General features: G+C 72.4%; 8 protein-coding genes. 4 read left to right on the top strand and 4 right to left on the bottom strand.

Annotated features, from left to right (window positions below):
- Positions 1-147: 147 nt before the first annotated feature.
- Positions 148-909, bottom strand: coding sequence for a GOLPH3/VPS74 family protein (locus CCN35_RS22145; RefSeq protein ID WP_067396100.1), 762 nt, complete (start codon positions 907-909; stop codon positions 148-150).
- A gap of 247 nt (positions 910-1,156) precedes the next feature.
- Here CCN35_RS22145 and CCN35_RS22150 point away from each other — a divergent pair, with 247 nt between their 5' ends.
- Positions 1,157-3,712 (top strand): hypothetical protein, encoded by a 2,556-nt coding sequence (locus CCN35_RS22150; protein ID WP_086794049.1) that lies wholly within the window; start codon positions 1,157-1,159, stop codon positions 3,710-3,712.
- Positions 3,713-3,887: 175 nt separating this feature from the next.
- Entirely contained in the window at positions 3,888-5,735 is a 1,848-nt protein-coding gene (locus tag CCN35_RS22155) for a hypothetical protein (protein ID WP_086794038.1), read from the top strand.
- 152 nt (positions 5,736-5,887) lie between these two features.
- Here the strand turns inward: CCN35_RS22155 and CCN35_RS22160 are convergent, their stop codons facing one another.
- Both CCN35_RS22160 and CCN35_RS22165 read right to left on the bottom strand, forming a co-directional pair.
- Positions 5,888-6,739 (bottom strand): MerR family transcriptional regulator, encoded by an 852-nt coding sequence (locus CCN35_RS22160; RefSeq protein ID WP_086794040.1) that lies wholly within the window; start codon positions 6,737-6,739, stop codon positions 5,888-5,890.
- Between the two features lie 107 nt (positions 6,740-6,846).
- Entirely contained in the window at positions 6,847-7,356 is a 510-nt protein-coding gene (locus CCN35_RS22165; protein WP_086794043.1) for a glutathione peroxidase, read from the bottom strand.
- Positions 7,357-7,701: 345 nt separating this feature from the next.
- Between CCN35_RS22165 and CCN35_RS22170 the strand changes: the two genes are divergently transcribed.
- Together CCN35_RS22170 and CCN35_RS22175 are read left to right on the top strand one after the other, a co-directional pair.
- Positions 7,702-8,643 (top strand): NAD-dependent epimerase/dehydratase family protein, encoded by a 942-nt coding sequence (locus CCN35_RS22170; protein WP_086794045.1) that lies wholly within the window; start codon positions 7,702-7,704, stop codon positions 8,641-8,643.
- 25 nt (positions 8,644-8,668) lie between these two features.
- On the top strand, positions 8,669-12,280 hold the full coding sequence (locus CCN35_RS22175) for an aminotransferase class I/II-fold pyridoxal phosphate-dependent enzyme (RefSeq protein ID WP_268877202.1): 3,612 nt from the start codon (positions 8,669-8,671) through the stop codon (positions 12,278-12,280).
- Positions 12,281-12,404: 124 nt separating this feature from the next.
- On the opposite strand, the gene CCN35_RS22180 is transcribed toward CCN35_RS22175, so the two are convergent.
- Positions 12,405-12,929, bottom strand: a complete 525-nt coding sequence (locus CCN35_RS22180; protein ID WP_086794047.1) for a toxin — start codon at positions 12,927-12,929, stop codon at positions 12,405-12,407.
- Positions 12,930-12,931 lie beyond the last annotated feature (2 nt).

The following is a 12,931-nucleotide window of genomic DNA, read 5'->3' on the forward strand; positions in this document are numbered from 1 at the left end:
GCCCCTCCGCGGTCCTTTCGCTCCGCTCCGGCTCTCTCCGGGTTCTCCGGCTTTCCCCGGCGCTCCCACGGCCGCCGCGCCGCCGCGCGGGGCAAGGGCCCCCTGAACGGTCCTTGCCCCGCGCGGCGGCCGCGTCCGGAACCGGGCTCAGTGCACCGGCGTACGGCCGGCCAGGGAGCCGCGCCGTGGCTGCGCGGGCACACCACGGACGGGTTCCCCCGTGGACTTCGCCCGTGCGGCGGCCTGACGGCGGCCCGCCGCGCTCGGCCCGCGGCGCGGCTGGGACGCCACGCCGTTCTGGACGTCCATCACGGCGTGCGCCACGAGTCCGCCCATGGGGTCGTGCCGGATCAGGTCCCTGAGCCGGGACCGCGAGGACCGTCCCTCGTTGCCCGGGTACAGATGCTTGCCCAGGCCGACCGCGTGCGCCAGCGCGGCGAGCGCCGCCGTCCGCGCGTCCGGCGGCACGCCGGTGCGGACCGCGGTGTCCAGCCGGGCCCTGATCTCCCGGCTGATGGCGGTGTCCGTCGCCTGGTAACGCGTCGTCGGCAGTACTCCGTACATCTGGCCCGGTACGGCCGCTACCATGCCGCACCGCTCCAGGTGCGCCAGATAGGTCTGGCGCAGTCCGAGACGTGGTCCGCCGATCCAGTGGACGGCCCGTACCGGAGCGCCGCGCCTTCGCAGCAGCTCCAACGCGCTGTCCAGAGTCGGATCTCCTGTCGGCCGTGGCATCACCACGGCGATACGATCCCCGTCCGGGGCTATCCGTCCGGCCAGCGCCAGCTCCACCAGCTGTGCCCCGGCCAGACCGAGGTCGAGCGACTGCGGCTGTGCAGTGGTACCCGTGGCCGGGTCCAGTGCCAGCAGCAGAAGCTCCTCCGGAAGTGTTCTGCGGCTCCTGCCCATCCATGCCTCCCCGCGTGGATGAATGACAGGGTGACCCCTCTCACAATGGTCTGTCGAGGGTGCGTGACCGGTTCGTAAGGGAACCGGTAGGTATGTCGTTCTCGTCTTCCGCCGGGGCTTGGTCCGCAGGCAGGACACTGGTACATGGCTCGGACAGCGGTACGGCCGTGTGGTACGGCTGCTTCGTCCGGGTGGCGGCTCAGGTCGTGAATCACGGTTCGATAGCCGCGCGCAGGGCGTGCGGCGCATGGAGGAGGCATCGGTGGCGGGCGAGTCCCCCGACAGGTCGAAGCAGCGCGAGTCGTCGGCACAACCGACGTCGGGGAGCACGGGTACGGTGCCCGAGGCCAGGGACGGCGCGCGCGGCCCGCGGCTTTCGCCGGCGGGTGATTCGGAGTCGTCGGACGCGTCCGAGGAGCGTGGGGGCGTCGACACGACCACGCGGGTGCTTTTGACGCGGGACTTGACGGCGGACGGCAAGGACGCCGAGGGCGCCGGAGGCGCCGGGGAGGGCGAGGACGCCCGGGCGGAGAAGGCGGCCGACGGGGTGAAGGGCGGCGGTCCGCAGGACGGCGGTGTGAAGGACGCCGCGGGAGCCGCCGACGTCCGGTCCGAGGGCGCCGTCGAGCCGGAGGGGTCGGAGGGGTCGGAGAAGCCGGAGAAGGGCGAGAAGGAGACGCGGGACTCCGGCTCCGGCGAGAAGGACGGCGCATCGGCCGACGCACGTCCGCGCGAGAAAGCCGCCGCACGGGCGGACGACGCGGACGCTGAGGACATTTCGGATGTCGAGGGCGGCGCGGACTCCGGTGAGGAGGACGGCGGCTCCGACAACGATGCCGACGGCGCGGGCGCCAAGGGTGCCGGCGCCGTCGACGGTGCGCCGAAGGCTCCCCGGGGCGACGACGCGCAGGAGCCGGGCCGGAAGCCGGACGGCGGCCGGGAGACCGGCGACAAGCAGTCCGGCGAGCAGCCTGTGGACCGGCCCACCACCATGCTCAAGGTCGGTGGCGCCGCCAAGCCCCGGGTCGACCAGCCCACCACCATGCTCAAGGTCGGCGGTGCCGCCAAGCCGCGGGTCGACCAGCCCACCACCAGACTCAAGGTGGACGACGCCGAAAAGGCGGGAAAGCTCGAGAAGGCCGAAAAGACCGGGGCGGCCGAAAAGGCCGAAAAGACTGAAAAGCCCGAAAAGGCCGAGAGGCTCGAGAAGGTCAAGAAGGCCGTCGACCTCAAGAAGACCGTCGACCTCAAGAAGAGCGACAAGCCCGAAGAGGGCGAGCGAGGCAAGGAAAAGGCGGACAAGCAGAGCAAGGCGGACAAGCCCGCCGCCGAGTCCGACAGCGAGCGCACCAGCAAGTTCGTCGCGCTCAAGTCGCCCGAGGACCCGGAGACCCGCAAGCCGAGGCCCGCTCAGCCGCCCGTGTCCGCGGGGGAGACCGTCGCGCTGCCCAGGGTCTCCTCGGAGGCCGCGGCCGCCGTTCCGCAGCTCGGCCCCGAGCGCACCACCCAGCAGCCGCTGCCGCCCAAGCCGCCGCTGGACCTGCTGGCCGAGCTGACGAACACGCCGCCGCCGCCGGAGACCCCGCTGCGCACCCTGGTGCGCCGCATCAAGATCTGGAGCCCGCTGGTCGTGCTCCTGGCGATCATCTTTGCGATCGTGCAGGCCCTGCGCCCGCTGCCGACCCCCACGCTCGCGCTGTCCGCGAAGGACACCTACACCTTCGACGGCGACAAGGTGAAGCTGCCCTGGCCGAACGCGGGCCAGGGCTGGATGAGCGTCGACGGCGTCGGCACGATGGACCACTTCGGCGAGCAGAAGCCGGTCGCCATCGGTTCGGTCGCCAAGACCATGACCGCGTACGTCATCCTGCGCGAACACCCGCTGAAGCCGGGCGAGGAAGGCCCGAAGATCAAGATCGATGCGCGGGCGGAGAAGGAGGGCGGCTACGACAAGGAGGGCGAGTCCACGCTCAACACCGTCAAGGAGGGTGACGTCCTCACCCAGCAGCAGGCCCTGTACGCGCTCATGATCCCCTCCGCGAACAACATCGCGCGGCTGCTGGCGCGGTGGGACGCCGGTTCCGAGGAGGAGTTCGTCAAGAAGATGAACGACACCGCCAAGGAACTCGGCATGACCAACACGACGTACACCGACCCCTCGGGGCTGGACAAGAACACCGTCTCCACCGCCGAGGACCAGGTGAAGCTCGGCATCGCGGCCATGAGGATCCCGGCCATGGTGGCCATCACCAGTGTGGCCAGCTGGACGGACCCGAGCGGCAAGTACTGGAGCAACCACAACCAGCTGCCGTACACCATCGGCGCGATCGGCATCAAGACCGGCAACACCAGCGCGGCCGGCGGCAACCTGCTCTTCGCCACCCGCAAGAAGGTCGACGGCCAGACGGTGACGATCGTCGGCGCGATCCTCAGCCAGCGCAGTTCGCAGTCGACCCTCGACCTGGTCAACGCGGTCAGCAAGACCGCGCTGCTCGCCGCGCAGGACGTGCCGACCTCGGCGAAGATCCTGAAGAAGGGCGACGTCGTCGGGTATGTCGACGACCGGCTCGGGGGCCGCACCCCGGTCGTCGTCACCAAGGACGTCACCGCGGTCGGCTGGTCCGGTCTGAAGGTGAGGCTGAACCTCGTCGCCGACTCCCTGCCGCACGAGGCGAAGGCCGGCACCAAGGTGGGCACGCTCACCGTCGGCGACGGCAAGGACGGCGCCATACAGGTCCCGGTCGCCCTGCAGAAGGACCTGGTCGAGCCGGGCTTCACGGACAAACTGACGCGTATCGGCTGATCCATGGCGGCTGCCCGCGCGCCGTTTGCGGGCGCCGCCGCCCCGTACAGCCCGTCCGGGCAGCCCGTCAGGGGCTGCCCGGACGGGCTGCGTGCTAGCGTCCCCAAGCGGGCACGTCGCCGGCCGCGGAATGCGGCCGCGAATGACAGGAACGGGACACGGGGAGCACCTTCAGGTGGCCACAGCGGAGCCGACGCACGCCGACGACGCGGACCGGGACCCGGGCACCGACCTGCGGACGGACACGGCCGCGACCGGCGCGGAAAACGGCCGCACGGGCGGTCGCGGATCCCGCGCCCGGACCGTCGTCATGGCCGTCCGGGAGCAGGTGCTGCGTCACCCCGCCCTGTCCGTCATGGCCCTGGCGGGCCTGCTGCACATCGTCTGGTTCTTCACCGTCGCGAACAGCGGGGGCGACCTCGCGGCACAGGACGCCTGGGCCGAGTTCGTCGGCCGGCACCCGGACTCGGCGTACAACCTCGCCTGGTACGGCGGCATGCACCCGGTGTCGTACAGCGTGGTCTCGCCGTATCTGATGTCGCTCCTCGGCGTCCGTACGACGATGATGATCGCCGGCACGCTCTCCGCGGGCCTGCTGACGATGATCCTCATCCGCAGCCGTGCGGTCAGAAACCCCCTGTGGGCCGCGCTGGCCGGTGTCTTCGGGCTGCTGTGCAACGCGCTGTCGGGCCGGGTGACGTTCGGCCTGGGCACGATGTTCGCGCTGGGAGCGGTCGCGGCCGTGTTCTGCTGGCCGTACCGCTGGCGCTACAAGCGCTGGGTGAAGGGGCTGGTCGCGGCCCCGCTGGCCGCGCTCGCCACCATGTCCTCGCCCGTGGCGGGGCTGTTCGTCGGCCTGGTCGCGGTCGCGCTGTTCCTGCAGAAGCGCCGCCCGGGCGCCTGGTCGCTGGGGCTCGGCCCGACCGCGGTGGTGGCCGTCTCGGCCTGGCTGTTCCCCTTCTCCGGCACCCAGCCGATGGCGTTCGGCTCGATGATCATGCCCCTGATCTTCGCGGTGCTCGTCTTCGTCCTCGTCCCCCGTGAGTGGAAGACGGTCCGGATCACCGCGGCGGTGTACGGCCTGGCGGTCGTCCTGGTCTGGCTGATCAGCTCCCAGATCGGCTCCAACATCACCCGGCTGGCGATGCTGTTCGCCGGGGTGACGCTGGTGGCGGCGCTGCCGTACGCGGTGCCGCGCTCGCGCAAGTGGTACGCGCTCGTGCTGTCCTTCGTCGCCTTCGCCGGCTGGATAGGCTTCAAGTCGGTCGACGACATCGTCAACACCACCCCCGCCGCCTCCTGGGCGCGCGAACTGGCCCCTCTCGTCAACCAGCTGCAACTGGTCGGCGCGGAGAAGGGCCGTGTCGAGGTGGTCCCGGCCCGCTCCCACCGCGAGGCCTCCGCGCTGGCGCCGTACGTCAACCTGGCCCGCGGCTGGAACCGCCAGGCCGACATGAAGCGCAACCCGATCTTCTACGACGGCACGCTCAACGCGACGAACTACCACGAGTGGCTCCGGCGCTGGGCCGTGCACTACGTGGTCCTGCCCAAGGACGCCCCGGACGGCGACGGCGGCGAGAAGGAGCGCGCCCTGGTGCAGCAGGGCATGCCGTACCTGAAGCAGATCTGGGGCGACGCCAACTGGCAGCTGTTCGAGGTCGTCGACCCCACGCCGCTCGCCGAGCCCCACGCGACCGTGATCCGCGCCGAGCAGGGCGAGATGACCCTCCAGGTGCACAAGCCGGGACGCGTCCTCATCCGCATCCCCTACTCGCCCTGGCTCAGCCTCGTCGACGAGAACGGCGAGAGCCTGGAGCCGCCGCAGGAGACGAAGGAGTCCGAGGAGCGCGCCGAGGACGGGCCGAAGACGTACGACAACGTCAACGGCTGTCTGATGGAGGCGGAGGAGGACCACAGGGGCGACCGGTGGACGGTGCTGCTCGCGCCGAAGGCGGGCACGTACCGGCTGGCCTCGCCGTACCAGCTGCCGCGGGGCACGCCCTGCCCGGACGAGCTGAGATGACCGTGCGCCGGCCCCGGGGCCTCCGCCCGGGACCGGCGCGTCCGCATCATCTCGTCGGCACTGGCGTCACGGGTGCCATGAGTGCCACTGGCGCCATCTGCATCCCTGATGCCACCGGTGTCACGGGCGCCATGGGCGCCTCGGGCGTCGCTTCACCACCGCACCGGAAACGCCACGTCGCACACCGCGTCGTCCGGTCCCGAGGCGTCCCAGTCCGCGAAGTACACCTCCCGGCACGGCCCCGCCTTCTCCAGCCCCTGCCCGGCGATCCACTGCTCCACCGCCTCGAACGCGGCCAGGATCTGCGGATAGGCCACCTGTGCCTTGGTGATCCGGGTGTACGCCAGCCGCCGGGCCGGCTCCACCCGCACCGTCGTCTCCCAGGCCCGCCCCCGTTTTCCGGCCCACGCCCGGGCCGCCGCCTCGTCGGCGACGGGGACGCAGGACTCGGCCGGACCGTCGCTCTCCATGGACACCTCGGAGTGGTAGACGACGAACGGCGCACCCGTGACGCCTCCGCACGCGTCCGCCGCCGCGCCCAGCCGGGTCAGCGACGCCCCGATCCACGCGGGCAGCTCACCGGCGAGGGTGTGCCGGGTCTCGCTGATCACCACCTGCTCGGGCACCTCGGTCATGACGACCTCGAACCTGCCGTACATCTCGGAGCTCCTCCCCGACAGTCGTGCACGGAGGTACTCGGCGAGGGCCCGCTGCCCGGCCACCCGTGTCTCGACGTCCGCCCAGTAGGCGGCGAGCAGCTCGGCGGCCTCGGCCCCGTCCGCCTCGACCACTTCGGCGATCCGGGCGAGCGGCATGTCGAGCTGCCGCAGCAGGGCCACCAGCCGGGCGCGCTCGGTCTGGGAGGCCCGGTAGTAGCGGTAACCGCCGGCGGTGTCGACATGGGCCGGGACCAGCAGGCCGAGACGGTCGTACAGCCGCAGGGCCTTGGCCGACAGCCGGGCCCGCGCGGCGAACGCGCCGATGGTGAGCAGCTCTTCGTCCACCGTGTCATCCTCCGTCGCCGGGCGGCCTGTTCCGCCCGGCGAGAAGGACCCTCGTCCTTGCCCCAGGGGCGGGGTCAACCCCCGTGGGACGGGTGCGGGCCGGGCGCTCAGGCGAGCTGCGCCTCGATGGCCGCGACCAGCTTGGGGGCCTCCGGCTCGGTCTGAGGGGAGAAGCGGGCGACGACCCTGCCGTCCCGTCCGACCAGGAACTTCTCGAAGTTCCAGCGGATGTCCCCCCGATGCCCCCCGGCGTCGGGGAAGGCGGTCAGACGCTCGTAGAGCGCGTGCCGTCCCTCTCCGTTGACCTCGGTCTTCTCGGTCAGCGGGAAGGTGACCCCGTACGTCGTCGAGCAGAACTCGGCGATCTCCTCGGCGCTGCCCGGCTCCTGCCCCAGGAACTGGTTGCACGGCACCCCGAGCACGGTGAACCCGCGCTCGGCGTACCGCTCGTGCAGCCGCTGGAGCCCGGCGTACTGCGGGGTGAGCCCGCACTTGGACGCCACGTTCACGATGAGCACGACCTGCCCGGCGTACTGCCGCAGATGCGCGGAACCGCCCTGGAGGGCGCCGATCTCCACGGCGAGGGGGGAGGTGCTGTCGATGTCTGCAGTGGTCATGCCCGGATGCTAGGGGTTGTCGTGCCGGAGCACCGTTCCGATGCCGTTTTCCGGTGTCGTTCCGGTGTCGTTCCGGCGGGAATCCGTCGGGCTCCCGTCCGTGAGGACGGCGTGACCGCGCTCGCCGCCGGTCCGGGCGCGGTCACCGCGCCGCCGGGGTCCCGGGGCGGTGCCGGCGGAAAGGGGTGCCGGCGGAGGAAGAGCAGAGGGAGAAGAACGGGGGAGAGGGGTGCGGTGCCCGGAGGGAAGCCGCCGGGAGCCGTCGCGGCCGGCCGGGAATCGAGGATTCCGCTCTTGAATGGCGCGTACCTGACCAACAGTACGTGTTCGGGTTAGTGTGCGGCCGTGAGCTTACATGTCGTTTTGGGTCATGGGCCCGCCGGGGCGGCCACCGCACGGCTGCTGGCCGACAAGGGGCACTCGGTACGGGTCATCACCAGGTCGGGCCGGAGTCCGGAGCCCGGGATCGAGCACATCGCCCTGGACGCGACGAACAGCAGACGGCTGACCGAGGCCGCGCGGGGCGCGGCCGCGATCTACCACTGCGCCGCACCGCCCTACCACCGCTGGGCGAGCGACTGGCCGCCGCTGGCCTCGTCGGTCTGCGCGGCGGCCGAGGCGACCGGGGCCGTCCTGGTCATGCTGGGCAATCTCTACGGCTACGGTCCGGTGGACGGCCCCCTGACCGAACAGCTGCCGCTCGCGGCGACCGGTCCCAAGGGGCGGGTGCGCGCCGCCGTCTGGGAGCAGGCGCGGGACCTGCACGAACAGGGCCGCATCAAGGCCGTCGAGGTACGGGCCTCGGACTTCTTCGGGCCCGGTGTGACCGACGGCGGTCACCTGGCCGCACGCGTCATGCCCCGGCTGCTGCGCGGCAAGCCGGTCTCCGCCCTCGGGGACCCGGACGCCCCGCACAGCTGGACCTACGTCCCCGACGTCGCCAGGGCCCTGGTCGAGGTCGCGGGCGAGGAACGGGCCTGGGGGCGGGCCTGGCACGTTCCGACGGAACCCGCGCTGTCCGTCCGGGAGATGGTGAACCGCCTCGCCGCCGAGGCGGGAACGGGGCCGGTGGAGGTGCGCGGGCTGCCGTCCGCCGTGCTGGGCGTCGCGTCGGTCTTCTCCCCGCTGCTCCGTGAACTGAAGGAGGTCCGCTACCAGTTCGACCGTCCGTTCGTCGTCGACTCCAGCGCCTACGAGGCGGAGTTCACGGTACGGGCCACGCCCCTCGACGAGCAGATCAAGGCGACGGTGGACTGGTGGCGCGAGCGGTCGGCCACCACCGGGTGACATCGGTGAGAGGGAGAGATGCACAGTGGACTCAGCGAGCGCGCGGCGTGACGACGTCGCGATCGTGGGGATGGCCTGCCGGTTCCCGGGCGCACGGAACGTCAACGACTACTGGCGGCTGCTGACGGCCCCCCAAGCGCAGTTCTCGACCGTCCCGGACTCGCGGTGGCGTCTTGCCGCCTTCCTCAGCGACGACGTCCGTGACCCGTCCTCCGTCTACACGGACACCATGGCGCTGCTGCCCGACGTCGGCCACTTCGACGCGGCGCACTACGGCATCCCGCCGCGCCGGGCCAGGACGATGGACCCCCAGCACCGGCTGCTGATCGACCTCGCCCGTGAGGCGATCCAGGACGCGGGCTGGGAGATCGAGGGCTTCGACCGCGAGGAGACCTCGGTGATCACCTCGCTCACCGACAGCGGCTACCGCGAGATCAGCACCCTGCAGATCCGCATACGCCAGCTGGCCGGCGGGGAGTTCGGGGCGCGGGCGTCGGACCCCCGGTGGCCGGAGACGGTCCGCGCGGTCGACGGTCTGCGCGGCACGTCCGTCGCCGGACTCCTGCTCAACATGGGCCCCAACACGATCAGTTCGGTCTTCGATCTGCACGGCGAGAGCTATGCGCTGGACTCGGCGTGCTCCGGCGGGCTCATGGCCGTGGCCAACGCCGTGTTCGCCCTGCGCGCGGGCCGCTGCCGCATCGCCCTCGCCGGCGGCGCCCAGCTGCTGCTCACCCCCGATCTGCTGGTGGGGCTGTGCCGGGTCGGCGCCATCTCGCGCAGCGGCAGATGCCTGCCGTTCGGCGCGGAGGCCGACGGCTTCGTCCTGGGGGAGGGCGCCGGGATCCTGGTGCTGCGGCCCCTGGCCGACGCGCTGGCGGCCGGCGACCGGATCTACGCGGTGATCCGCGGAGTGGGCACGGCCAACGACGGGACCGTGCAGGGCGGCATGGAACCCCAGGCGGACGGCCAGCTCCGGGCGCTGCGCCGGGCCTACCGGGACGCGGGCCTGCCGCCGGGCGCCGTGGGATACCTGGAGGCGCACGGCACCGGAACCGTGGTCGGCGACCCGGTCGAGCTCGACGCCCTGCGCACCCTGCGCGGCGAGGACGCCGCACCCGCCTTCCTCGGCGCGGTGAAGGCGGTGGTCGGCCACGCGCTCGGCGCCGCGGGAATGGCCGGGCTCATCAAGGCCGTCCTGGCCGTGCACCGGGGAGTGGTACCGCCGCAGCCGGAGTTCGAGCCGGCCGACCCCTCCGGGCTGGAGGCCGCACGGCTGACCATCCCGACGGATCCGGTCCGCTGGCCGGAGGACGGACGGCCGCGCCGGGCGGGGGTGAGCGCCTTCGGCTTCGGCGGCACCGGTGTCCACCTGGTGGTGGAGGAGCACGCCGCGAAGCCGGCGCGCCGGACACCGGACGAGGGCCCGCACCTTCTGGTGCTCAGCGCCCGGGACCGGGCCGGGCTGGCCCGCTACGCCCGGGAGGTGGCGGACACCATCGCCGCCGACCGGCTGTCGCCGGCCGAGGTGGCGCGGACTCTGGCGCACAGGGCTCCCCTCGCGGAACGTCTCGCCCTGGTGGTGGAGGACACCGAGGACGCCGTCAGCCGGCTGACCGCGGCGGCCGAGGCCGTGGAGGCGGGGCGGACGGGAGAGCTCGGGCCGGGGCAGGTGGCCGGCACGGTGTCCCCGGGCGAGCCGCACGAGCCGCGCGAGGCCGCTCTGCCGGAGCCGGGGACGCTGCCCGCCGAGGAACGCAGGGCCGAGCTGCACCAGCTGGCCAAGCGTGTGGTCACCGAGCCGGGGATCCGTCCGGTGACGGAGCGGACGCCTCCGTGCACCCTGCCGCCGAGCCCGCTCGCCCCGCGCCATCACTGGGCGGTCGACCTGTCGGCCCGCGAGGCGGACCGGCCCGCTCCGGCGGATCCTCCCCGGACGGCTTCCGGGGCGTCCTTCGAGCCGGTCCCCGAGGCGGTGCGGGCCGGTGGCGGAGCCGCCGCGCCCGTGGTGCTCGAAGAGGTGTCGCGGGTCGGTGTCTTCCCCCTCGCCGAACTGGACGAGCGGATGGAACTGGTGGCCGACCTCGGCTTCGACTCGCTGATGCTCCAGGAGCTGGAGGCCAACCTCGCCAAGCGCGTACCGGGTTTCCGCGCCGACGAGGTGTTCTCGCCCGGCCTCACCATCGCGCGGCTGATCGCACTGGTCGACCCGTACCTCGTGCAGCCGCCGGCCTCCGGCGTGCCGCTGCCCCGGCAGACACGGAAGGAGCCGCTCCGGCGGACACCGGCGGGGCCCCTCCGGGAGATACCGGCGGAGCCGTCCCGGCAGATACGGACGCGGACGCTCCAGGAGACGCAGGCGGGGCCGCCCCGGCGGACGCAGACGGAGCCGTCCGGGCCGTCCGGGCAGCCCCGGGCCGAGTGGGACGCGGGCACCGCGCGCATCGACGACTTCCCGGAGGTCCGGCAGTTCGAGGAACAGCTGGACTCGATCGCCGGCAGCGGCGCGGCCTTCCCGTACTTCCGGGTCCATGAGGGCACCATCCGCGACACGACCGTGGTCGGCGGCCGGTCGTACCTGTCCTTCGGCAGCTACAACTACCTGGGACTCTCCGGGCATCCGGCGGTCAACGAGGCCGTGCACCGGGCCGTGGACCGGTACGGTTCCTCGGTCTCCGCGAGCCGGGTGCTCTCCGGCGAACGGGACCTGACCGTACGGCTGGAGCGGGCGCTCGCCGGCTTCCTCGGGGTCGAGGACTGCCTGACGCTGGTGAGCGGCCATGCCACCAATGTCACCGCGATAGGGCACCTCGTCGGCGCGGGAGACCTCGTGCTGCACGACACGCTCGCCCACGACAGCATCCTTCAGGGCTGTGCGCTGTCCGGGGCGGCACGGCGTCCGTTCCCCCACAACGACTTCGACCGGCTGGAGCATCTGCTCCGGCTCAACCGGTCCCGGTTCCGGCGGGTGCTGATCGTCGTCGAGGGCGCCTACAGCATGGACGGCGACCTCGTCGACCTGCCCGCCGCGATCGAGCTGAAGAGACGTTACGGCGCCCTGCTGATGGTCGACGAGGCGCACAGCATCGGCACCGTGGGCGAACGCGGCCGTGGGGTCGGCGAGTTCTTCGGGGTCGACCGGTCCGACGTGGATGTGTGGATGGGCACCCTGTCCAAGGCGTTCGCCGGCTGCGGCGGCTACCTCGCGGGCTCGGCCCGGATGGTGCGCTGGCTGCGGCACACGCTGCCGGGCTTCGTCTACAGCGTCGGCCTGACCCCGGCCAACGCGGCGGCGGCGCTGGCCGCCACCGAGCTGATCGACGCCGAACCGCACCGGGTGCGCACGCTGCGGCGGAACGCGGAGCTCTTCCTGGGGCTGGCCACCTCGGCCGGCCTGGCCACGGGCACCAGCGCCCACACCCCGATCGTGCCCTGCATCCTCGGCGACTCGGCGAGGACCCTGCACGTCGCGGACCGGCTGTTCGACCGGGGCATCATCGCCGACCCGATCTTCCACCCCGCGGTGGAGGAGGGACTCGCCCGACTGCGGTTCTTCGTCACCAGCGAGCACCGCGAGGAGGACATCCGCCGGGCGGTGTCGGTCCTGGCCGAGGAGGTGGCGGCCGGCGAGGGGTGAGCGGCCGGCGAGGCGGGCGGCCGGCACCGGGGAGGCGCCGGACGGGGGCGCGGGACGACGGACGGGCGTCAGACGAGGGAGCCGCAGGACGTCGGACGGACACCGGGCGGGTGACGGACACGCGTCAGATGAGGGTGCGCTCGATCCGGCTGAGCACGGCGCTGTGCGCGGACTTCGTGCCCTGGTCGCCACCGCCCCCGGCTCCCTCGGCCGGGGGCACGCCCTTTCTCCTCCCGGTGCCGCCCGTCCGCCGGGAGAGCAGCCGCTGGGAGAGCAGATAGGCGATGATCTCCGCCTCCTGCTCCTGGACGTCGTCGTAGGACGCGCGCTGAAGCATGTCGCGCACGAGGGCGGGGTCCAGGTTGGGGAAGAGGAGACGAGCGCTCTCCTCGTCCAGCCAGCCTGCCCCGCGATGGCAGCAGATGATGTGGCCCAGCTCGTGCAAGATGATGTGCTCCTGATGCGCGCTGGTGGTGTTGGCGTCGTAGAAGATGAGGTCCTCGTCGCGCGCGGCGACCCACATGCCGCACGGGTGCGTCGCGGGCATCGGCAGAGGGACCAGTGTGATGGGGCGGTTGCGGATCTCCCCGAGATGGCGGCAGAGCTCGGCCACGTCGGCCACCTGGGGCAGGCCGAGCTCTGCCGCCATCT

Source organism: Streptomyces thermovulgaris, assembly GCF_002155915.1.
GTDB lineage: Bacteria > Actinomycetota > Actinomycetes > Streptomycetales > Streptomycetaceae > Streptomyces > Streptomyces thermovulgaris.

Bases quoted from the DNA above. Each gene is read 5' to 3' on its own strand.
- CCN35_RS22145 (WP_067396100.1), bottom strand. From the start codon at position 909: ATGGGCAGGAGCCGCAGAACACTTCCGGAGGAGCTTCTGCTGCTGGCA.
- CCN35_RS22150 (WP_086794049.1), top strand. From the start codon at position 1,157: ATGGAGGAGGCATCGGTGGCGGGCGAGTCCCCCGACAGGTCGAAGCAG.
- CCN35_RS22165 (WP_086794043.1), bottom strand. From the start codon at position 7,356: ATGACCACTGCAGACATCGACAGCACCTCCCCCCTCGCCGTGGAGATC.
- CCN35_RS22180 (WP_086794047.1), bottom strand. From the start codon at position 12,929: ATGGCGGCAGAGCTCGGCCTGCCCCAGGTGGCCGACGTGGCCGAGCTC.